Origin of the sequence: uncultured Brachybacterium sp. (assembly GCF_947500705.1) — a bacterium.
GTDB lineage: Bacteria > Actinomycetota > Actinomycetes > Actinomycetales > Dermabacteraceae > Brachybacterium.
The window spans coordinates 40,101-60,517 of the sequence record NZ_CANMSY010000014.1 but is presented as its reverse complement, the minus strand read 5'-3'; the positions used below and the strand labels follow the sequence as shown (position 1 = coordinate 60,517).

The following is a 20,417-nucleotide window of genomic DNA, read 5'->3' as shown; positions in this document are numbered from 1 at the left end:
GGAGCGGGGGATGCGCTGGTGGGGGTGGTGCACCCCGAAGGGTCGAGCCGTAGGCGAGAGCCCGGGCAGCCGGTGAGCATCCGAGAAGATTCCGGCGAAATAAGCGCAGCGCGTCGGCATCTTGTCGGGGACCGCCGGCCGAGCGCAGCGAGCCGGGTGTGCTCCTCCCCCACCAGTGCGTCAAGATCCCCCGATCCAGCACCCCCAGCGGAACCGAGATGGGATCACGGTGATCGCCGGCCGGCACCTCGCCCACCCGAGCCGCATCCGTACGCCTCCATCGGGCCCGGGTCATCACTGCCCCGGCATCCCAGCGCGACGCGCTGACCACAGGTGATGCACTCCCAGGTGCGGTGCCCCGGTGCGACGGTGTCGTTCCGGCAGGAGCAGGCCGTCCAGCCGACCAGCATCCGGTCGCTCCCGCAGCCACACGGACCAGGCCGGGGCTCGGCCCATCCGTCAACGGTCCGCACCAGCGGTGGGATCAACTTCTTCCCCTCGAGCTCCGTGAGCTCCTCCCCGATCACCATGCCTGGGAGGTTAGGGACAGGGTCGGACATCGGAGAGGGGTGCGAGCAGCCGGGATGCACCCGGGCACGACACGGTCTCGGACATACTGAATAGCGCCCGTGACCGCGTCGACATGGCGCGCCGCGCCCGCTAGCGAAAGGGGCTGGGCGCGCGCCCGCCGTACCCCACTGGTCGCCCGATCGTTCCAGCAGCATCGCACCTACCAGCGACCGCCCGAACCGTGGTCCGGTCAGGGGTTTCGCCTGGGATGATGCATCCATGACCAAGAAGCCTCTCGTACTGCCCGATATCCGCTCCCGAGCAGGAGCTTTCGTGGCGCAATGGCGCGATGCGGAGGGGTATGAGCGTGGCGAGGCGCAGTCGTTCGTGCGCGATCTGCTGCGGGTCTTCGGGATCACCCGTTCGACCGCGGCGGTGTACGAGAAGCGTGCACAGCGCGCCTCGACTGGCGGCCAGGGGTACATCGACGCGCTGATCTCCGGGACCGCGCTGATCGAGATGAAGTCCGCAGGTGCAGATCTGGCCAAGGCCGAGGCCCAGGCGCTGGACTACATCGAGTCGCTGACCGAGCACGAGAGCCCGGATTTCGTGATCACCAGCGACTTCCGCAACTTCCGGCTGCTGGACCTCACCGCCGATGCCGGCGAGGACGGGCTGCTCGAGTTCGGGCTCGAGGAGTTGCCGGCGCACGTCGAGGATCTGATGTTCCTGGCCGGCTACCGACGCGCGAAGTTCGGGTCGGCCGAGCAGGAGACCGCGTCGATCACGGCAGCGCACCTGATGGCGAAGCTGTACGAGCACCTCGAGTCCACCGGCTACGACGAACACCAGGCCTCGATCTTCCTGATCCGCACCCTGTTCTGCCTGTACGCCGACGACTCCGGCCTCTGGGAGCGCGACCTGTTCTCCCGCTACATCGAGGAGCGCACCAGCGAAGACGGCTCCGACCTCGGTGCCCAGCTCACCACGCTCTACCAGGCCCTGAACAAGCCTGAGGAGAAGCGCTATGGGCGCCAGGATGACCTGATCATGGCGTTCCCCTACGTCAACGGGTCCGTCTTCGGTGAAGCCGTGGACATCCCTTACTTCGACCGCGCCTCGCGCGAGCTGCTGCTGCAGGCGGCCTACTTCAACTGGTCCAGCATCTCCCCCGCGATCTTCGGCTCCCTGTTCCAGGCCGTGAAGTCCAAGAAGGCACGCCGCGAACTGGGCGAGCACTACACCACCGAGACCAACATCCTCAAGGTCATCCGGCCGCTCTTCCTCGACGAGCTCGAGGAGCGATTCACGAAGGCGCACGCGAAGAAGCGCGAGCTCGAGAAGCTGCTCGACCATCTCGGGTCACTGTCGTTCTTCGACCCTGCCTGCGGGTGCGGGAACTTCCTGATCATCGCCTACCGGGAGCTGCGCGCTCTCGAGCTCCGCATCCACGAACGGCTCCAGCAGCTCGACCCCTCTCGGACACAGCTCTCCCTCGACGCTGAGTCCCGCGTGCACGTGAAGCTCTCCCAGTTCTACGGGATCGAGCTCGAGGAGTGGCCGGCCACCATCGCCCGCACCGCGATGTTCCTCGTCGAGCACCAGGCGAACCAGGCCGTGAACCTTACCCTCGGCTACGCCGTTCCGATGCTCCCTCTGGAGGACTCGGCCCGGATCACCGTGGGGAACGCGCTCCGCACCGACTGGCGGGACATCGTTGCACCCACGCCGAACGTCATCGTGATGGGCAATCCGCCGTTCCTAGGGCATTACACACGGTCTCCTGAACAGACGCAGGAACTGCGTGAGGTCTGGCAACGCCAAGACATCGGATACCTGGACTACGTCACCGGTTGGTACGGCAAGGCCCTCGACTACTTCGGAACCATCGCTGGGAGATTCGCGTTCGTCTCCACCAACTCAATCACCCAGGGGGAGCCCGTAGCGGCGCTGTTTGGCCCGATCTTCGAGGCTGGCTGGCGGATCCGCTTCGCTCATCGCACCTTCGCCTGGACCAGTGAAGCGCCCGGCGCTGCGGCTGTGCATTGCACCATCATCGGGTTTGATCGCGAGACGAGGCCAGCACCCCGGCTCTTCAACTACGTCGACGTAAAGGGAGAGGCCTCCGAGATCAGCGTTTCCACGCTGAACGGGTACTTGGTCGACGGACCGCACACCGCGGTCACCCGGCGGTCAAAGCCTCTGAGCGCCGAACTGCCCGCAGTGCAGTTCGGTTCAATGCCCAACGACGGAGGTCACCTCCTCGTGAGCAAGGCGGAAGTCGCCGAGGTCGAAGCCGACCTGACTGCCACCAAGTATTTGCGGCGGTTCGTGGGAGCCCGCGAACTGCTTCATAACGCCCCGCGATGGTGCCTTTGGCTCGAGGAGCTGGAGCCTCGGGATCTACAACGCTCCGTGCTGCTGCGCGCGCGGATTGAGGCCGTTCGGGACTACCGCAGTGCCTCCCGCCGGGCAGCAACGAGCAAGCTCGCGAGCACCCCGGCACTCTTCGGTGAGCGCCGGCAACCAGCGGTCCCCTATGTCTGCATCCCCCGGCACTTCTCGGAGACTCGCCGCTACGCGACCGTGGCACACTTCGAACCCGAAGTGATCGCCGGCGATGCGAACTTCACCGCAGAGGACCCCTCCGGGCTCCTCTTCAGCATCATCAGCAGCTCGATGTTCCTCGCATGGCAACGCGCAGCCGGAGGCAGGATCAAGTCCGACCTCCGATTCTCCGCCACCGTGGTCTGGAACAACCTCCCTCTCCCCCAGCTGACCGAGCAGCAACGCGACCGCATCATCAGCGGGGGGAAAGCCGTCCTCGAGGCGCGTAGCCGACACGGCCAGCGATCGCTCGCGGAGCACTACGCACCACTCACGATGGACGCCGACCTAGTGAAGGCACATGACTCGCTCGACGCCGCCGTCGACAAAGCTTTCGGTGCCCGGCGGAGATGCACGTCCGAGCAGCAGCGCCAGCAGATCCTGTTCGAGCGTTTCGCCGAGATGACCTCGAACTAAGGAACCTCTACAGCGGAAGGGGCGGTTGCTCCTCCAGATACCGATACAGCGTCGAACGGCTGACTCCCCACTCACGCGCGATTCGCGCTTTGGGGATGCCCTGCGCGGCTTGCGCCCGCATCTCTCTAACCTGTTCGTCACCGTGCACCCGGGCTCGCCCCTTGTAGACCCCTCGCTTCTTCGCGGCGGCGATCCCTTCGGCCTGGCGTTGGCGGATCATCTCGCGTTCAAACTGGGCGAAGCTACCCATGAGGTTCATCTGAAACTGCGCAAACGGATCGGCTTCGGCGCCGGCCAGGAAAGTCAGTCGCTCCTTGATGAACTCGACGCCGACGCCTTTGGCAACGATGCGCTGCGTGACCTCGTTGAGATCGATGACTGAGCGGGCGAGGCGATCCATCGATGCGACCACAACATGGTCCCCCTCGCGCACGTACTGGATCAGCTCCTCGAGCTGTACGCGGCTAGCCAGCCTCTCGCGAGTTCCCCGCTCGTGGTCGGTGAAGATGCGATCGCACTCCCCCACCGCCTCGAGCTGCCGGGCCGGGTTCTGATCAAGAGTGGAGACGCGAACGTAGGCGACGCGCTGCCCGGAGTGTTCCATCATGCCTAGACCCTAGACCAGAAGTGTCGCATTGATGCCAGATCGGCCCTACTGACACGGCTGAGGCAGCTCGCCGGCACCTGTCGTGTTTGGGTATACCCCATCGGGACGATCGCCTTCTAGCACCTATGCGACAAGGTTGTCCCACTCGGTCACTACCGACGGTCGATAGGGTGCGAGCATGAACTCGGTTCCCGCTGACGATCTTGAGTCCTTTGGCAGCGACAGCTGGAAAGAGGTTGGCGCCGGCGAGTCTCATGCCCGGGTGTTCGCTCGAGCAGACGGCCTCCAGTACGCCAAGCTGGTTGCTCGTGGTCGAGTAGCTGAGCTCATGGCTGAGCGGGATCGTTGCGAGTGGGCCAGCGCGAACGGCATTCCTGGGCCAGCGGTCCGGTCCTGGCAGACTGACGGGTCCGGAGCGCGACTGGTCACCAGTGCCGTCACGGGCATTTCCGCGCACCGCGTCGACGCTAAGCGAGCGCGCTCAGTCTGGCTCAACATCATCGACGCCGTCCGCATGATGCACCAGACCGACCCGGCCGACTGCCCATTTGACCGGGGCGTAGACCAGATGTTCTCTCTGGCCCGCGACGTGGTCTCCCGCGATGCGGTCAACCGCGACTTCCTACGGCCCGAACAGCTCACCAGCACCCCCCGTGAGCTGCTCGACGATCTATCCCGTCAACTTCCGCTACGCCTCGACCAGGAGCTGGCAGATCGCGTGGTCTGCCATGGAGACCTGTGCCTGCCAAACATCATGGTTGACCCCGAGACCCTAGAAGTCGTCGGATTCGTTGACCTTGGACGTCTCGGGCTCGCTGACCGACACGCAGACCTCTCGCTCCTGCTCGCGAACGCCCAAGACACCTGGCCCGAACACGCCGACGCCCTGGCAGAAGCCCTTCTCGCCCGGTACGGGCATCCGATCGACACAGATCGACTCGAGTTTCACCTCCACCTCGACCCTCTGACCTGGGACTGACCTTTCAAATACCCGCGCTGCTCGCCCGGAGTCGCCGTCATCGAGTACGGCGTGAGCGGTGCACGCGTGGGCTGTTGCACGAGTTCGTGGCACCTCAACCAGACACATCTGCCACATTGAGCACCACCCTGCGTGACAGCTACGGCACCGTAGGATTCCCCGTCACGCAAGGTCCGAATCGGCAGTTTCGTGACAGATCTGCACTCGGAGGTATACCCCACCATGACAGCGGTGCTGTGCCACAAACGACGGCAGTCTCAACCGATCAAGGCATCACCCGTGATGGCAGTATGCGCTTGGACGGAAGGAGACGGTTGGGATGGCATTGAGCATGGAAGAGCAAGATGCCGTGTGGGAGAGATGGCGAGCGGGCGAGCCGATGCGCGTGATTGCCAGAACGGTGCGCTGCAGCCGCGAAGCGGTACGGAGACGCCTGGCAAACTCTGGTGGGATCCGCCCAGCACCGCGCCGTCGCGCTGCTCTGCGGTTGTCACTGGCGCAGAGGGAGGAGATTTCCCGGGGAATCGCGGCCGGTGATTCCGCTCGAACGATCGCTGCTCGACTCGGACGGTCAGACTCCTCGATCTCGCGGGAGATCTCCCGGAACGGCGGCCGTGACCAGTACAGGGCTGCCAAGGCAGATGAGCGCGCTTGGCAGCTCGCGCAACGCCCCAAACTCAGCAAGCTCGATGCGAACGATGAGCTGCGCACCGCCGTGAAGCAGAAACTGCATGAGGACTGGTCGCCGGAACAAATCGCGGCCTGGCTACGACGGGACTTCTCTGACGACCCGACGATGCAGATCTCTCACGAGGCGATCTATCGGACCCTCTACACCGCCACCTGCCCGGCCCTACCCTCCGAGATGAGCGTCCACCTGCGCTCCGGCCGTCGACTCCGCACGTCGCGCCAGTCGCGCCGCACCGGACACGGACGCGGTCGCTTGCGGAACATGGTCTCGATCCATGATCGCCCGACACGCATTGAGACACGTGACGAGGTCGGACACTGGGAAGGTGACCTCGTGATGGGCCGCCGGCCCAGCGCCGTAGCGACGCTTGTCGAGCGCTCCACCCGTGCAGTTCGCTTAGTGAAGCTACCGGGGATCAAAGGCCCGGACGTACGCGACGCTCTGATCCGGAACCTTCAGAATCTTCCGCCGTGGCTCTTGCGGTCGCTCACCTGGGACCGCGGAAGAGAGATGTCCGAGCACGAGCGAATCGCCCATGAGCTCGGCATCCAGGTTTACTTCTGCGACCCCCGCTCACCCTGGCAACGGGGCTCGAACGAGAACACTAACCGGCTCCTGCGCCAGTACCTTCCAAAACAAGCAGACTTGTCTCGGTACACCCAGGTCGACCTCGACCGGATCGCAGAGAAGATCAACACACGCCCGCGCTACGTTCTCGGATGGGACACCAGCCAGGACCGACTCCGCGATGTCCTCATCGCCTGACACCCGAGACTCGGTCGACGATCGACCTCTCAGCGGCGTGAACTTGCAGCTGCCGAATCAGATGACGTTGGAATCGCGATGCGCTTCTGCTTGCGCGATCACCTCGGGCGTCCACTCCTCCTCCGACACCATGCGAGCAAGCTCCCAGCGCCCATGCACCGCACACTTCTGGAAGCGTCTGGTCCCGAGTAGGATGGATTTGAAGGAGACGAACGGGAACCAGACGGTATGCTCGTCACATGAAGCCAGTAATCCTGATCGCCGCGATCGATAACGATCGTGGCATCGGCCTAAGAGGTTCAATGCCCTGGAAGATCCCAGGGGAGGCTAAATACACAGCGCAGCGCACGCTTAGAACATCTTCTCCGGACATGATCAATGCGCTCATTATGGGGCGAAAGACATATGAGTCCCTACCCCCTCACCGGCGCCCCCTCCCAGGCCGCCACAGCCTCGTAATTACTTCTCGGAGCATTGGGGAGCCAGTTGGTGTTGCCACCTCCGTCGATGAAGCACTGAGGGTGTGCGGAGAGATGTCAGACGTCGAGTCGATCTTCGTGTTTGGTGGTGCGGAAATCTATTCCCAGGCACTCGCTGCCGCCCTCCCGGATACATTGCTAATAAGCAATATTCCAGGACACTATGGGTGCGACACATTCCTCGACCCCATTCCGTCCACCTATCGACTAGAGCGCACTTCCAACCATAAGCACGGTACCGTGATGGTTCGGCACGAAACCTATGTCAGGGATTTTGGAAAAGAATGAGCTAATCCCGTAGCTCTAGTTGTGGCAGTAGGGACTGATGCGCGGGAAGGAGTCACTCGCGCCGTCGCGAGGTAGGTACCAATCTGGGGCACCACAGCAGGACAGTTACCGGACCGTCGTTTACGGTTCCCAATAGGACCCGAGTGCGCACTTTTGCGACACATCTGTCGCACTGGATATACCCCATCGGGACGATCGCCTTCTAGCACCTATGCGACAAGGTTGTCCCACTCGGTCACTACCGACGGTCGATAGGGTGCGAGCATGAACTCGGTTCCCGCTGACGATCTTGAGTCCTTTGGCAGCGACAGCTGGAAAGAGGTTGGCGCCGGCGAGTCTCATGCCCGGGTGTTCGCTCGAGCAGACGGCCTCCAGTACGCCAAGCTGGTTGCTCGTGGTCGAGTAGCTGAGCTCATGGCTGAGCGGGATCGTTGCGAGTGGGCCAGCGCGAACGGCATTCCTGGGCCAGCGGTCCGGTCCTGGCAGACTGACGGGTCCGGAGCGCGACTGGTCACCAGTGCCGTCACGGGCATTTCCGCGCACCGCGTCGACGCTAAGCGAGCGCGCTCAGTCTGGCTCAACATCATCGACGCCGTCCGCATGATGCACCAGACCGACCCGGCCGACTGCCCATTTGACCGGGGCGTAGACCAGATGTTCTCTCTGGCCCGCGACGTGGTCTCCCGCGATGCGGTCAACCGCGACTTCCTACGGCCCGAACAGCTCACCAGCACCCCCCGTGAGCTGCTCGACGATCTATCCCGTCAACTTCCGCTACGCCTCGACCAGGAGCTGGCAGATCGCGTGGTCTGCCATGGAGACCTGTGCCTGCCAAACATCATGGTTGACCCCGAGACCCTAGAAGTCGTCGGATTCGTTGACCTTGGACGTCTCGGGCTCGCTGACCGACACGCAGACCTCTCGCTCCTGCTCGCGAACGCCCAAGACACCTGGCCCGAACACGCCGACGCCCTGGCAGAAGCCCTTCTCGCCCGGTACGGGCATCCGATCGACACAGATCGACTCGAGTTTCACCTCCACCTCGACCCTCTGACCTGGGACTGACCTTTCAAATACCCGCGCTGCTCGCCCGGAGTCGCCGTCATCGAGTACGGCGTGAGCGGTGCACGCGTGGGCTGTTGCACGAGTTCGTGGCACCTCAACCAGACACATCTGCCACATTGAGCACCACCCTGCGTGACAGCTACGGCACCGTAGGATTCCCCGTCACGCAAGGTCCGAATCGGCAGTTTCGTGACAGATCTGCACTCGGAGGTATACCCCACCATGACAGCGGTGCTGTGCCACAAACGACCGTTTACGGTGCAGTGTCCTCGTTGGAGCCCGAGGCACGTCCGTCCGCTTTCATGTATCCGAGGCGCGCGGCTCGGGCCTTGAAGTCCTGGTCGCGCTGCTCCTCCATGACGTCGAGCACCTTGAGTAGCCCGACAACGAGGGTCAGGGCCGCGACGATCATCATGACCAGGAACAGCCAGTCGGGGATGGGTAGGCGGTTCAGCGTGTGGACCATCCACCAGAACGTCCCACGTTCGTTCATTTCATCAACCATGTCTTGAATGGTCATCGTTCTGCTCCCTGGTTGAGCCGTGCGGCCATCCTTCCAGAGCGGCCAGACAGTACGGCGGTCGCGTGGGTGTGGTGGATGGCGTTGAGGAGGATCTGAGTGCGGGAGGCCATGTCTCGGACCTCGACGGCACCCTCGAGGAGGGCGGGGTCGCGGCCGGCGGTCTGGGCGGCGCGGCGGGCGCAGCGGTCGGCGTAGTCCGTGAGGCGGCTCTGTTGCAAAGATTGGCGGCAGTCAGAGGTAGGCTGTCGCTCTGCGCCGATCAGGCGGCTGCTGCGAAATGGTGGTTGAGCATGCCCATGGCCTCCGTCAGCGCCGAGGGCCCAATGCCAAAAGCTCTCTCCACAAGGCGCACCTCGCCCCTGATGCCGGGCTGCAGGCACCAGGGGCGAGCCTGTCCTTTGCGCAGGGCTCGCATGACTTCGAATCCCTTGATCGTGGCATAGGCCGTGGGGATCGATTTGAAACCGCGCACCGGCTTGATCAGTATCTTGAGCTTTCCGTGATCGGCCTCGATCACGTTATTGAGATACTTCACCTGCCGGTGGGCCGTCTCCCGGTCCAGCTTTCCTTCGCGCTTCAATTCGGTGATCGCTGCACCATAGCTCGGCGCTTTGTCGGTATTGAGCGTGGCAGGCTTTTCCCAGTGCTTCAGGCCTCGCAGGGCCTTGCCCAGGAACCGCTTCGCTGCCTTGGCGCTGCGGGTCGGCGACAGGTAGAAATCGATCGTGTCGCCCCGCTTGTCGACTGCCCGGTACAGGTAGGTCCACTTGCCCCGCACCTTGACGTAGGTTTCATCCAGGCGCCAGCTCGGATCAAAGCCACGCCGCCAGAACCAGCGCAGCCGCTTCTCCATCTCCGGGGCGTAGCACTGGACCCAGCGATAGATCGTCGTATGGTCGACCGAAATGCCGCGTTCCGCCAGCATTTCCTCAAGGTCGCGATAGCTGATCGGATAGCGACAATACCAGCGCACCGCCCACAGGATCACATCACCCTGGAAATGGCGCCACTTGAAATCCGTCATCGTTCCGTCCGTCCAATCTCCGCCAAGCATGCTCAAGCTTCACGATTTTTGCAACAGAGCCATATCGACAACCTCTCGCGCAACCAAGACATCGCGGTCGGACTGCAAGTGATCTTGAAGCCACGGGCCCGTCCCACCCCGACATGGACCTCGATGCCCGAACGGACGTTAGATTTCGAGTTCTAGGCGTTCTGCGATGAAGGTTGGATCCCAGCCGGGATTGAAAGTGTCGACGTGGGTGAATCCGAGCCGCTCGTATAGGCCACGCAGGTTCGGGTGGCAGTCGAGCCGCAGCTTGGCGCACCCCTGCGTTCGCGCGGCATGGCGGCAAGCCTCGATCAGCGCGGAGCTGACACCCCGGCCCGCATGTGTCCGTCGCACCGCGAGCTTGTGCAGATATGCGGCCTCCCCCTTGAGGGCGTCGGGCCAGAACTCGGGATCCTCGGCCGACAAGGTGCAACAGCCGACGATGCCGTCGCTGCAACTCGCGACTAGGAGCTCGGATCTCAGGACGAAGGTCTCCGCGAATGTCCGGTCGATCCGCGCGACGTCCCAGGCGGGCGTTCCCTTGGCGGACATCCACGCCGCAGCGTCGTGCATCAGCCGCACAACCTCGTCGATATCACCCGAGCAGGCGACCCGAACGTTCGGAGGCTCCTCGCTGTCCATTCGCTCCCCTGGCGCGGTATGAACCGCCGCCTCATAGTGCAGTTTGATCCTGACGAGCCCAGCATGTCTGCGCCCACCTTCGCGGAACCTGACCAGGGTCCGCTAGCGGGCGGCCGGAAGGTGAATGCTAGGCATGATCTAACCCTCGGTCTCTGGCGTCGCGACTGCGAAATTTCGCGAGGGTTTCCGAGAAGGTGATTGCGCTTCGCAGATCTCCAGGCGCGTGGGTGCGGACGTAGTCAGCGCCATTGCCGATCGCGTGAAGTTCCGCCGCAAGGCTCGCTGGACCCAGATCCTTTACAGGAAGGCCAACGGTGGCGCCCAAGAAGGATTTCCGCGACACCGAGACCAATAGCGGAAGCCCCAACGCCGACTTCAGCTTTTGAAGGTTCGACAGCACGTGCAGCGATGTTTCCGGTGCGGGGCTCAAGAAAAATCCCATCCCCGGATCGAGGATGAGCCGGTCGGCAGCGACCCCGCTCCGTCGCAAGGCGGAAACCCGCGCCTCGAAGAACCGCACAATCTCGTCGAGCGCGTCTTCGGGTCGAAGGTGACCGGTGCGGGTGGCGATGCCATCCCGCTGCGCTGAGTGCATAACCACCAGCCTGCAGTCCGCCTCAGCAATATCGGGATAGAGCGCAGGGTCAGGAAATCCTTGGATATCGTTCAGGTAGCCCACGCCGCGCTTGAGCGCATAGCGCTGGGTTTCCGGTTGGAAGCTGTCGATTGAAACACGGTGCATCTGATCGGACAGGGCGTCTAAGAGCGGCGCAATACGTCTGATCTCATCGGCCGGCGATACAGGCCTCGCGTCCGGATGGCTGGCGGCCGGTCCGACATCCACGACGTCTGATCCGACTCGCAGCATTTCGATCGCCGCGGTGACAGCGCCGGCGGGGTCTAGCCGCCGGCTCTCATCGAAGAAGGAGTCCTCGGTGAGATTCAGAATGCCGAACACCGTCACCCTGCTGCGTAACATCGTTGCTGCTCCATAACATCAAACATCGACCCACGGCGTAACGCGCTTGCTGCTTGGATGCCCGAGGCATAGACTGTACAAAAAAACAGTCATAACAAGCCATGAAAACCGCCACTGCGCCGTTACCACCGCTGCGTTCGGTCAAGGTTCTGGACCAGTTGCGTGAGCGCATACGCTACTTGCATTATAGCTTACGAACCGAACAGGCTTATGTCCACTGGGTTCGTGCCTTCATCCGTTTCCACGGTGTGCGTCACCCGGCAACCTTGGGCAGCAGCGAAGTCGAGGCATTTCTGTCCTGGCTGGCGAACGAGCGCAAGGTTTCGGTCTCCACGCATCGTCAGGCATTGGCGGCCTTGCTGTTCTTCTACGGCAAGGTGCTGTGCACGGATCTGCCCTGGCTTCAGGAGATCGGAAGACCTCGGCCGTCGCGGCGCTTGCCGGTGGTGCTGACCCCGGATGAAGTGGTTCGCATCCTCGGTTTTCTGGAAGGCGAGCATCGTTTGTTCGCCCAGCTTCTGTATGGAACGGGCATGCGGATCAGTGAGGGTTTGCAACTGCGGGTCAAGGATCTGGATTTCGATCACGGCACGATCATCGTGCGGGAGGGCAAGGGCTCCAAGGATCGGGCCTTGATGTTACCCGAGAGCTTGGCACCCAGCCTGCGCGAGCAGCTGTCGCGTGCACGGGCATGGTGGCTGAAGGACCAGGCCGAGGGCCGCAGCGGCGTTGCGCTTCCCGACGCCCTTGAGCGGAAGTATCCGCGCGCCGGGCATTCCTGGCCGTGGTTCTGGGTTTTTGCGCAGCACACGCATTCGACCGATCCACGGAGCGGTGTCGTGCGTCGCCATCACATGGGCTCTGTTGCAAAGATTGGCGGCAGTCAGAGGTAGGCTGTCGCTCTGCGCCGATCAGGCGGCTGCTGCGAAATGGTGGTTGAGCATGCCCATGGCCTCCGTCAGCGCCGAGGGCCCAATGCCAAAAGCTCTCTCCACAAGGCGCACCTCGCCCCTGATGCCGGGCTGCAGGCACCAGGGGCGAGCCTGTCCTTTGCGCAGGGCTCGCATGACTTCGAATCCCTTGATCGTGGCATAGGCCGTGGGGATCGATTTGAAACCGCGCACCGGCTTGATCAGTATCTTGAGCTTTCCGTGATCGGCCTCGATCACGTTATTGAGATACTTCACCTGCCGGTGGGCCGTCTCCCGGTCCAGCTTTCCTTCGCGCTTCAATTCGGTGATCGCTGCACCATAGCTCGGCGCTTTGTCGGTATTGAGCGTGGCAGGCTTTTCCCAGTGCTTCAGGCCTCGCAGGGCCTTGCCCAGGAACCGCTTCGCTGCCTTGGCGCTGCGGGTCGGCGACAGGTAGAAATCGATCGTGTCGCCCCGCTTGTCGACTGCCCGGTACAGGTAGGTCCACTTGCCCCGCACCTTGACGTAGGTTTCATCCAGGCGCCAGCTCGGATCAAAGCCACGCCGCCAGAACCAGCGCAGCCGCTTCTCCATCTCCGGGGCGTAGCACTGGACCCAGCGATAGATCGTCGTATGGTCGACCGAAATGCCGCGTTCCGCCAGCATTTCCTCAAGGTCGCGATAGCTGATCGGATAGCGACAATACCAGCGCACCGCCCACAGGATCACATCACCCTGGAAATGGCGCCACTTGAAATCCGTCATCGTTCCGTCCGTCCAATCTCCGCCAAGCATGCTCAAGCTTCACGATTTTTGCAACAGAGCCCGTGAGGCGCTGGGCGCGGGCCTCGTCGGCGGTGGTGACAGTCGGGCCGTACAGCTCGAGGGTCTCGATGAAGGCGTCGCCGGCGCGGAGGAGGTAGTCCAGGACGGTGGGGCGGGTCGGGGTGCTCACGAGAGGGCCTCCAGGACGTCGAAGAGGTCGAGCTGGACGGGGGTCTGCGCGGGAGCCTCGGGGGTGCGCTCCGGCTCGGGCGCGGGCTCCGGCACGGGTGCCGTCTCGGGCTCCGGTTCGGGGGCGTAGTCCTTGAACGGCTGCCACTGGTCCCAGCCGCCGCTGTAGATGCGGGGGCCTCGGTAGCCGAGCGGCCACGGCACCCTGCCGCCCGGGTAGAGGACGTGGGCGATGTCCCGGAAGCGGGGCCAGTCGTCGCTGAACCACTGGCCGGCGCAGTGCGGCTTCGGGTGCGGGCACTCCGGGTTCTCGCACGGCTCAGTGCCGGTGAACTTCTTCTTATCGGGCTGGCGGCCGATCTGGTCGTCCCAGCACTGCAGGGCGCGCCAGCGTGCGGTCTGGTCGCCGTCGACGGGCATGTCCGGCTCCTCGCCGCGCTCCTCGTAGTAGGCGAGATCCTCGGCGAGGGGGCGGAGGTGGAAGCACGGGTGCAGGCCTCGCCCGGACGTGCGCGCATGGTGGATCGCGTCGGGGTGCGGGTACTCCGGCGGGACGCCCGGGGTGTTGTTCGGGACCGGCCGGTAGAGGTGGACGGCGCCGGTCGCGTCGGTCATCTTCTCGCGGTCGACGAGGGCCATCACGCGACCTCCTCGAGGGTGCGGGCGAGGGTGATATTCCCTGCGCGGCGGGCGGCGGCGCCGGCGGTCTGGGTGCGGGCCCAGCCGCAGGCGCGGATCGCGTCCTCGACGGCGGTGCCGGTGGCGAGGAGGCCTCGGAGGCGCTCGAGGCGGTCGGGCTTGGGGCGGCTGTGCGGCTGGGTCCAGGTGTGCAGGGCCGGGTGGATGCGCTCGGCTGCGGCGTGCAGGGCGGGGAGCGCGTCAGCACGGTCCTGGCCCTCGGCGGGGGCGCTCATGACCCACCACTGCTTGCCGGCGGGGTCCGTCCAGGTGTGGCCGGTCCATTCGCCGGCGATGGTGATGGTGTCCGGGACGATGCTGGAGAGCTGGTTGAGCGCGGCGCGGTAGTACCGGCTCTCGGGGGCGGGGTGATGGATCGGGAAGATCGCGGCGTAGACGTCGGTGCTCACGGGTCAGCCCTCCAGGTCCAGGTAGGGCTCGTCGTCGAAGTCGGCCTCGGCCGCGGCGGGCCGGCGCTCGGCCTGGCGGTCGAGCTCCTGCGCCCACGGGTCGTCGGAGAGAAAGTCGGTCTCGTCGGTGAGGGGGTTCGTGATCTCGTCCATGCAGGCAGATTAGCCCCCCTTAACTCTCAGAGTCAAGGGGGGCTAAACCGTCTGTTCGAGTCAGGTCGCGGCGCGGCCCTCGTGGAGGAGTTGGGAGACGCGGGAGCGGCTGACACCGAGGAGGCCGGCGATGTCGGCGGAGCGGTAGCCGGCGGCATCGAGGCGGATCACGAGGTCTCGAGTGGCGCGTGCGGCGGCCTCCTGGGCGGCTGCGGCTTCGAGGGTGGCGGTCCGGGCGGCGCGAATGTCGGTACCGAGGTCGCTCGCGGCGGGGAGGATGACGAGCGTGGAGCCGGAGTGATCGGCGCTGGGGTCGGTGGCGGCGAGCTGCTCGAGGATCACGGGGCGCGCCTTGTCAAGCGTGCGGACTCGGGCGATGGGGGCATCTTCACCCTCGAGCGTGAGGTCCCACCCTTGGGGCGTGCGGGCGGCCTGGACGGTGACCTCGTATGTCATGTGCGCTTCTCCTCGGACTGCATCGAGCGAAGCCTAGTTGAGCCCCCCTTCACGGTCAATCGGGTCATGGCTGCCGCGGACGTAAGCGTCCTTGCCCTCGAGGGCTGGTGGGGGCGCTGTCTGCGTGGTTGAGGTCAGCACCCGGTGGGCGCGTGCTGGAAAGTTCGAAGATGCAAAGGACCGTGGGGTCGTGAGGTTGCCGCTCGGCGGCAGGGTCAGCTTCATTCTCGCGGAGGAGGGGTACGGGGGAAGCCGTACCCGACAGGGGCGTCCCCGACCGTCGAGGGTCGGCTGCCGGTTCCAGCCCGGTCCGGGGCCTGTGGTCCGGTGGGGTAGGGGTCAGAGGAGGAGTGAGGCGACGAAGATTCCCAGGGTGATCGGGACGAGCGTCATTGCGGTGAGGAAGAGCCGACGCTGGGTCGTTCGTGGCCGGGTCGGATTGCTGACCAGTAGGGCGACGACGGTAGCGAGGGTTGCGACGAGTGAATGGCCGGCGGCCTCGAGCGGGTTGCCCTTCGCCATCGTCCAGATGGCCACGCCGAGCCACAGGAGAGCGAAGACCGCCAGGAGCGCCGCTCGCCCGCGGTGGGATGCGTTGGCGTGGTTGTCCTCGGTCATCGGTGCCGTGCCCATCGTTCATGGGCGCTCTGCCGACTGATCCCGGCCGCGCGCCCGATCTGCTCCCAGGTGGCCGGCGGATTGGCTGTGCGCGCTGCAGCGACCGCCTCGGCGAGGGCTGTTTCCGCGTCCCTGACAGCTGCGGCGGCAGAGCGCACAGCCGCGGTCGCGACGAGGGGCTGCACGTGCTCCCTCCATTCGGCGTGACCGGCAGCCTCGAGCGTGCGCCCGTCGGGCAGCAGCATGTGTTCGGGGAAGACGTCCTCTTCGGTGGGGTCGTCGGTGCGCGCATCCTCGCGCCGCCATGTCGTGCCGCGCCAGCCGCATTCGCACTGAACGCGCCACCCGATGATCTCGGACCAAGGCACGACGATGTCGACGGGCTCGTCGGAACCCCATGACCAGCGGGGGTTCGAGAAAAGAGCCCCTTCGCCGCTCGAACCCCCAGATCCGCGTCCGTCCGGCCCGAGCATGGCCACATGGCCCTCGTGCACCTCGGCGCCGGGCACGTCGATGATCCATCCCATTGCCAGAACCTCCTGTCAAGCCTTCCTGACAGGCTAGGTCAGGCAGCCCTGACACTCAAGGTTGGTTGCTGCGTGCTGATCGTGGCTCGCTGGTGAAACGATAGGGCGTGAGCAATGCAGAGAACATTCGCGCCCGTGATGACAAGGTGATTGCGGCTGCCTGGCGAGTGATCGCCCGGGAGGGTGTGCTTGCGCTGACCGTGAAGGCCCTCGCCGATGAGGCGGAGGTGGCGGTGAGCTCGATGAGGTACACCATGCCTTCCCAGGCGGTAGTGCGTGAGCGAGCGCTGCAGGCACTCGCCCCGCGCATCCGCGCCCGGGTCAACGCACTGCCCGAGGAGCTCGAGGCGGGGCCGGAGCGGGCTCGGGCCCTGCTCTCCTGTCTCCTGCCGCTCGACGCGAACCGACGCCTCGAGGCGTCGGTACTGCTGGCCCTGAGCGCGTGCGCGCTCACGGAGCCGGCCCTGCAGCCGACCTGGCGCGAGGTCGACGGAACCATCCGGGACGTGTGCGCACAGGCGCTCCGCGCGCTCGGTGTCCGGGGCGACGTCGTCACCCTGGACCACCTGCACGTCTTCATGAACGGGCTGACCGCCCAGCTGATGAATCGGGGCGAGGGCCGGCCACCGCAGTGGGCGGTGGCAGCCTTGGATCGAGAGCTACAGAGGTACGGCGGATAGGTGCGTACGGACGGGTCCGTCGTCTAGTTGCTGGAGGCCAGTCGCGGACGGGGCGGGCAAGGCGGCCCCTCCCGTTCGCTGGTCAGGTCCGCGAGCTGAGATGCACTGCGAGGGAGAGCAGCCCAACGACGAGCCCGCCGACGATTCCCAGGAAGAGGTTGCCGTAGGCGGTGAGGAGGTCGAAGACGAGCTTGCCCCAGAACAGTGAGACCAGGATGCTCGCGAGGACCCCCACGATCGGCAGCAGGAACAAGATGTTGCCGGCGATGAAGGCGAGGATCGCCAGGCCGATGACCGTCGGCGTCGACAGGTCGGTGGCGAAGTGGGTAAGGATCGCGGCGGTGACGACGACGGTGAGCACCTCGAGCGCGATGCACCCCTGGCCGCTACGGCGTGCGCGGTAGCCGTTGATGGCGTCCGCGCCGAAGCGTCGCGCGGACGCCCGATCCATCGGGGGGATCTGCTGGCTCATGGTGCTTACCCTTCCTGTGATGCTTCATCATTCCGGACCAACCTTGCGGTGTGTGGTCACGTGGTGGCGATCTGGGCGATGCGGCCCTGGGAGAGGCCGGTGCGGCGGGCGACGGCGACCTGGGTCATGCCGGCGGCGAGGGCGGCGCGGATGGCGTCGCGCTGGCGAGCGTAGGCCGCGGTCTTGGGTCAAGGGTGTGGCGCGCCGCGTTGGTCGGTCGAGCGTGGGTGGCCGGCGCTAGGGTGGCACGCCCACTCGGCGGGGAGGAGGTGGATCGGGAGATCGCGGAGGCGCTGGTCATGGCGGTGGCACTGGTGACGGCGATGCTCAACCTCTGCGCGGCCGCGATGCGGCTGCTCGAGGTGGAGCGGGGCCGGGGCCGTCGGGGTCGTGGCGGACGGCACCGGCGGTGAGTGGGCGGGAGGGGTCGGCTGGCGAGGCGGCCCCTCCCTCTGCTGTGTTCGAGCCGGGACACGCCTTATGACCGAGTGCCGAAAATGCGGGTGATCTGCTGTTCGCTGTCGGCTGCGGCCGAGAGTCGTTCGGCGGCGCTTTCGCAGTGAGCTGTGACCTCGTTGAGCGCTTGGGCGGTGGCGGTGTCGAGTCCGTTGAGGTCGGGGTCACCGCCGTTGGTGGTGGTGTACATGCTGGCCAGACGGCGGTTGATGCTGGCCAGATTGCCGAGCATGTTCTCGAGGGATCGGAGGATGGCTTCGGTAGGTTCGGGAACGTCGATGGCGTCGAAGGTGAGGACGTCGGCCATGTGGGCGACGGCGTGCTCTGCGGCTGCGGTGGACGCCTGGGGGTGGAAGGGGGTGGCAGCGGTCATGTCCGGTTCCTTTCGAGCACAGGTGCTTTATGTCTGGCCAGCGAGCGGAGAGGAAAGATGTCGTTGTCGCTGTGATGGATGGTCACCTGCTCTGGTCGAGGTCGGGGCAGGTGCCCCATGAGCCGGCACCGGCGTCACGGGCCGTGGCAGTGGCTGCCTCGTAGTCTGCCGTGCGCGCTGGTGCGGGTTCGCTCGAGGGTGCCCAGGCGTAGGCGTAGCCGGCGGCGATGAGGGCGGCGCCGGCGTCGGTGCCGTCCTCGAGCTCGACGTAGCGCAGGAGTCGGCCGTAGCGGTCTTCGTCGTCGGCCTTGGGGTCGCTGACGAGCTGCACGGTGGTGCCTTCGGGAAGCAGGGTGCGCAGCTGCTCGGCGGCGGCTTCTCCCCCGCACTGGCCAGGCTCGTCGTCGTGCGGCACCTCGGGGGTGTTGATGCCGAGGAGGCGTACGCGCTGGCTGCTGCCGGCGGCGCCGGTGACCTCGATGGTGTCGCCGTCCAGGACGTAGTCGACGGCGGTGATGTCCTGCGTGGGCTCGGTGGGGGTGCGGGGCGTGCAGGCGACTGTGAGAGCTGCGAGGGCGGCGACGGTGAGAAGCGCTCGGAGCGGGAGCGGGGTGGTGGCCATGTAAGGGCTCCTGGTCGAAGGGGACGTGTCGAGTGTGCCGGGGGCGGGCGGGATCCGGGAGGATCCCGCCCGCCCCCGGTGGTCATGCGGCGTGATGGCGGTGGTTGAGGAGGTCGGAGTGTCGCGCGTCAGACTTAGTGGCAGGGCCGTTATGTAGGTCCTGAAGGAGAGTCAGACATGGGTAGACCACCCTCGATTCCGGCGGAGAAGAAGACCCGGATAGTGCTGAGCGTGCTGGCCGGCGAGATGTCCATCGCCGAAGCGGCACGCAAGGAGAAAGTCAGTGAGCAGTCCATCGGACGGTGGAAGGCCGAGTTCCTGGAAGCCGGCAAGACCGCCCTGGTGGCCGGCAGGTCCGGACCATCCTCCCGAGAGGAACAGCTGGAGGCCGAGGTCGCCGAGCTGACCCAGGCCTTGGGCGAGGCACACCTGGAGGCCAGGGTGTGGAAGAAGTCCGCGGAGGGCCGGCTGGGCCCTTCGAGGACCTCGAGGTGATCCGCGTGGAAGCGGGCATGTCGACCGCGAGGTTCTGCCAGCTCTTCGACATGCCCGAGCGGACCTGGCGCCGCTGGCAGGCCAAGGCCCGCACCGGGACGGCGGTGAAGGGACCGTGGCCGCAACCGGCACGGCAGGCCGCCAGGGAACTGGTGGTCAAGCACGCGTTGGCCCATCCGGCGTGGGGGCATCGGAAGATCTGGGCGATGGTCCGCCACGACGGGCATGTGGTTTCCGAGGCGACCGTGCTGCGGATCCTTCGCGACGAGGGGCTGATTCTGCCCGCGCAGTACCCACGGGAGCGACGGAAGCTGGCCGAGCGGCGCAAGGCCGCGTTCGCCACCGAGCCGACCGGTCCGAACCAAGTCTGGCAGCTGGACTTCAGCGAGTTCGAGACCACCACCGGAGGGACCTGGCGGCTGGCCGGGTGCCGGGACTACTGGTCCAAGTACGAGCACCCCTTCCACGTTTCGCCCACCGGGAACCAGCACGACGCGATCGACGCGATCGAGTTGGCCCTGGCCGACTACGAGGCCATGTTCGGTCACCCGCTGGTCGAGGCCTGCCCGGTCGATCCCGAGACCGGTGAGCTGTTGCCCGTGGTGACCATCGTGACGGACAACGGCGGGCCGTTCCGGTCCTTCCGCTTCGAGTCCTTCATCGCCGCCCACCCCGAGCTACACCACGTGCGCACCCGAGTGAAGACCCCGGGGCAGAACGGGTCCCGTGAACGCGGCTTCGGCACGCTGAAGTACGAACGGCTCTACCTGGACGAGATCGACGACGCGATCGTGCTCGCCGAGCGGGCCGAGGACTACCGGATCGAGTACAACGAGCTCCGGCCCCACGAGGCCATCTCATGGAACCGGCCCAAGGAGGTGCACCTGGGCCTGGCCGACCCCACCACCCCGACATTCAAAACCAAGGAAATCCTGCCAACTACTTGACGTGGGACATCGTGCACCAACGGCCTGCGAGCTGGTTCTGACCGGTGGTGATACGGATCTGC

The 20,417-nt window shown here is 65.3% G+C and carries 26 protein-coding genes and 2 pseudogenes; 10 read left to right on the top strand and 18 right to left on the bottom strand.

The window, feature by feature from the left end:
• The first annotated feature begins 789 nt into the window (after positions 1–789).
• Positions 790–3,534: a DNA methyltransferase gene (locus tag Q0937_RS17155; protein WP_299306112.1), complete on the top strand. Its 2,745-nt coding sequence runs from the start codon at positions 790–792 to the stop codon at positions 3,532–3,534.
• A gap of 7 nt (positions 3,535–3,541) precedes the next feature.
• On the opposite strand, the gene Q0937_RS17150 is transcribed toward Q0937_RS17155, so the two are convergent.
• Positions 3,542–4,138: a recombinase family protein gene (locus Q0937_RS17150; protein WP_299306115.1), complete on the bottom strand. Its 597-nt coding sequence runs from the start codon at positions 4,136–4,138 to the stop codon at positions 3,542–3,544.
• Positions 4,139–4,319: 181 nt separating this feature from the next.
• On the opposite strand from Q0937_RS17150, the gene Q0937_RS17145 reads away from it, so the two are divergent.
• The 4 genes from Q0937_RS17145 to Q0937_RS17130 all read left to right on the top strand — a co-directional run bounded on the left by Q0937_RS17145 (position 4,320) and on the right by Q0937_RS17130 (position 8,408).
• Positions 4,320–5,120 (top strand): aminoglycoside 3'-phosphotransferase, encoded by an 801-nt coding sequence (locus tag Q0937_RS17145; protein ID WP_299306110.1) that lies wholly within the window; start codon positions 4,320–4,322, stop codon positions 5,118–5,120.
• Positions 5,121–5,439: 319 nt separating this feature from the next.
• Positions 5,440–6,576: an IS30 family transposase gene (locus Q0937_RS17140; RefSeq protein ID WP_064846213.1), complete on the top strand. Its 1,137-nt coding sequence runs from the start codon at positions 5,440–5,442 to the stop codon at positions 6,574–6,576.
• A 239-nt stretch (positions 6,577–6,815) separates the two neighbouring features.
• Positions 6,816–7,343 (top strand): dihydrofolate reductase, encoded by a 528-nt coding sequence (locus tag Q0937_RS17135; RefSeq protein WP_082943283.1) that lies wholly within the window; start codon positions 6,816–6,818, stop codon positions 7,341–7,343.
• A gap of 264 nt (positions 7,344–7,607) precedes the next feature.
• Complete coding sequence (locus Q0937_RS17130) at positions 7,608–8,408, top strand: aminoglycoside 3'-phosphotransferase (protein ID WP_299306110.1); 801 nt, start codon at positions 7,608–7,610, stop codon at positions 8,406–8,408.
• A 253-nt stretch (positions 8,409–8,661) separates the two neighbouring features.
• Here the strand turns inward: Q0937_RS17130 and Q0937_RS17125 are convergent, their stop codons facing one another.
• From Q0937_RS17125 to sul1, 5 genes are all read right to left on the bottom strand, one after another.
• On the bottom strand, positions 8,662–8,928 hold the full coding sequence (locus tag Q0937_RS17125) for a hypothetical protein (RefSeq protein ID WP_299306108.1): 267 nt from the start codon (positions 8,926–8,928) through the stop codon (positions 8,662–8,664).
• On the bottom strand, positions 8,925–9,149 hold the full coding sequence (locus Q0937_RS17120) for a hypothetical protein (RefSeq protein WP_299306106.1): 225 nt from the start codon (positions 9,147–9,149) through the stop codon (positions 8,925–8,927). Before Q0937_RS17120 ends, Q0937_RS17125 begins: the two co-directional genes overlap by 4 nt.
• A gap of 41 nt (positions 9,150–9,190) precedes the next feature.
• Positions 9,191–9,955, bottom strand: a complete 765-nt coding sequence (locus Q0937_RS17115) for an IS6-like element IS6100 family transposase (protein ID WP_001389365.1) — start codon at positions 9,953–9,955, stop codon at positions 9,191–9,193.
• Between the two features lie 168 nt (positions 9,956–10,123).
• Positions 10,124–10,624 (bottom strand): GNAT family N-acetyltransferase, encoded by a 501-nt coding sequence (locus Q0937_RS17110; RefSeq protein WP_000376623.1) that lies wholly within the window; start codon positions 10,622–10,624, stop codon positions 10,124–10,126.
• Positions 10,625–10,751: 127 nt separating this feature from the next.
• A complete protein-coding gene (sul1, locus tag Q0937_RS17105; protein WP_000946487.1) occupies positions 10,752–11,603 on the bottom strand; it encodes a sulfonamide-resistant dihydropteroate synthase Sul1 in 852 nt (283 codons plus the stop codon).
• Between the two features lie 101 nt (positions 11,604–11,704).
• Here sul1 and intI1 point away from each other — a divergent pair.
• Positions 11,705–12,460 (top strand): annotated as a pseudogene (gene intI1, locus Q0937_RS17100) (class 1 integron integrase IntI1); the annotation flags it as partial.
• A 54-nt stretch (positions 12,461–12,514) separates the two neighbouring features.
• Here intI1 and Q0937_RS17095 read toward each other — a convergent pair.
• The 8 genes from Q0937_RS17095 to Q0937_RS17060 all read right to left on the bottom strand — a co-directional run bounded on the left by Q0937_RS17095 (position 12,515) and on the right by Q0937_RS17060 (position 16,310).
• The gene (locus Q0937_RS17095; protein ID WP_001389365.1) at positions 12,515–13,279 is read right to left on the bottom strand and encodes an IS6-like element IS6100 family transposase; all 765 of its coding nucleotides are present in this window, start codon (positions 13,277–13,279) and stop codon (positions 12,515–12,517) included.
• A complete protein-coding gene (locus tag Q0937_RS17090; protein WP_299306101.1) occupies positions 13,245–13,469 on the bottom strand; it encodes a hypothetical protein in 225 nt (74 codons plus the stop codon). Before Q0937_RS17090 ends, Q0937_RS17095 begins: the two co-directional genes overlap by 35 nt.
• Complete coding sequence (locus Q0937_RS17085) at positions 13,466–14,107, bottom strand: hypothetical protein (protein WP_299306100.1); 642 nt, start codon at positions 14,105–14,107, stop codon at positions 13,466–13,468. The genes Q0937_RS17090 and Q0937_RS17085 overlap by 4 nt, the downstream gene beginning before the upstream one ends.
• Positions 14,107–14,556 (bottom strand): hypothetical protein, encoded by a 450-nt coding sequence (locus tag Q0937_RS17080; protein WP_299306099.1) that lies wholly within the window; start codon positions 14,554–14,556, stop codon positions 14,107–14,109. The genes Q0937_RS17085 and Q0937_RS17080 overlap by 1 nt, the downstream gene beginning before the upstream one ends.
• Before the next feature lie 3 nt (positions 14,557–14,559).
• On the bottom strand, positions 14,560–14,709 hold the full coding sequence (locus tag Q0937_RS17075; RefSeq protein ID WP_299306098.1) for a hypothetical protein: 150 nt from the start codon (positions 14,707–14,709) through the stop codon (positions 14,560–14,562).
• A 60-nt stretch (positions 14,710–14,769) separates the two neighbouring features.
• Positions 14,770–15,165 (bottom strand): hypothetical protein, encoded by a 396-nt coding sequence (locus Q0937_RS17070; RefSeq protein ID WP_299306096.1) that lies wholly within the window; start codon positions 15,163–15,165, stop codon positions 14,770–14,772.
• 339 nt (positions 15,166–15,504) lie between these two features.
• On the bottom strand, positions 15,505–15,783 hold the full coding sequence (locus tag Q0937_RS17065; RefSeq protein ID WP_299306094.1) for a hypothetical protein: 279 nt from the start codon (positions 15,781–15,783) through the stop codon (positions 15,505–15,507).
• Positions 15,780–16,310 carry a hypothetical protein gene (locus tag Q0937_RS17060; protein ID WP_299306092.1) on the bottom strand — a complete coding sequence of 177 codons (531 nt, stop codon included), beginning with the start codon at positions 16,308–16,310 and terminating at the stop codon, positions 15,780–15,782. The genes Q0937_RS17065 and Q0937_RS17060 overlap by 4 nt, the downstream gene beginning before the upstream one ends.
• 107 nt (positions 16,311–16,417) lie before the next feature.
• Here Q0937_RS17060 and Q0937_RS17055 point away from each other — a divergent pair, with 107 nt between their 5' ends.
• Positions 16,418–16,990 (top strand): TetR/AcrR family transcriptional regulator, encoded by a 573-nt coding sequence (locus Q0937_RS17055; RefSeq protein WP_299306090.1) that lies wholly within the window; start codon positions 16,418–16,420, stop codon positions 16,988–16,990.
• Between the two features lie 82 nt (positions 16,991–17,072).
• On the opposite strand, the gene Q0937_RS17050 is transcribed toward Q0937_RS17055, so the two are convergent.
• Together Q0937_RS17050 and Q0937_RS18060 are read right to left on the bottom strand one after the other, a co-directional pair.
• Complete coding sequence (locus Q0937_RS17050) at positions 17,073–17,462, bottom strand: hypothetical protein (protein WP_299306088.1); 390 nt, start codon at positions 17,460–17,462, stop codon at positions 17,073–17,075.
• Positions 17,463–17,518: 56 nt separating this feature from the next.
• Positions 17,519–17,617, bottom strand: a pseudogene (locus tag Q0937_RS18060) (hypothetical protein); the annotation flags it as partial.
• Positions 17,618–17,731: 114 nt separating this feature from the next.
• On the opposite strand from Q0937_RS18060, the gene Q0937_RS17045 reads away from it, so the two are divergent.
• Positions 17,732–17,875, top strand: a complete 144-nt coding sequence (locus tag Q0937_RS17045; RefSeq protein WP_299306086.1) for a hypothetical protein — start codon at positions 17,732–17,734, stop codon at positions 17,873–17,875.
• 65 nt (positions 17,876–17,940) lie between these two features.
• Here the strand turns inward: Q0937_RS17045 and Q0937_RS17040 are convergent, their stop codons facing one another.
• Positions 17,941–18,291, bottom strand: coding sequence for a hypothetical protein (locus Q0937_RS17040; protein WP_299306084.1), 351 nt, complete (start codon positions 18,289–18,291; stop codon positions 17,941–17,943).
• 82 nt (positions 18,292–18,373) lie between these two features.
• Positions 18,374–18,913 carry a thermonuclease family protein gene (locus Q0937_RS17035; RefSeq protein ID WP_299306082.1) on the bottom strand — a complete coding sequence of 180 codons (540 nt, stop codon included), beginning with the start codon at positions 18,911–18,913 and terminating at the stop codon, positions 18,374–18,376.
• 177 nt (positions 18,914–19,090) lie between these two features.
• Between Q0937_RS17035 and Q0937_RS17030 the strand changes: the two genes are divergently transcribed.
• Entirely contained in the window at positions 19,091–19,408 is a 318-nt protein-coding gene (locus Q0937_RS17030) for a helix-turn-helix domain-containing protein (protein WP_010080477.1), read from the top strand.
• Positions 19,405–20,355, top strand: coding sequence for an IS3 family transposase (locus Q0937_RS17025; protein ID WP_299306077.1), 951 nt, complete (start codon positions 19,405–19,407; stop codon positions 20,353–20,355). Before Q0937_RS17030 ends, Q0937_RS17025 begins: the two co-directional genes overlap by 4 nt.
• The last annotated feature ends 62 nt before the right edge of the window (positions 20,356–20,417 follow it).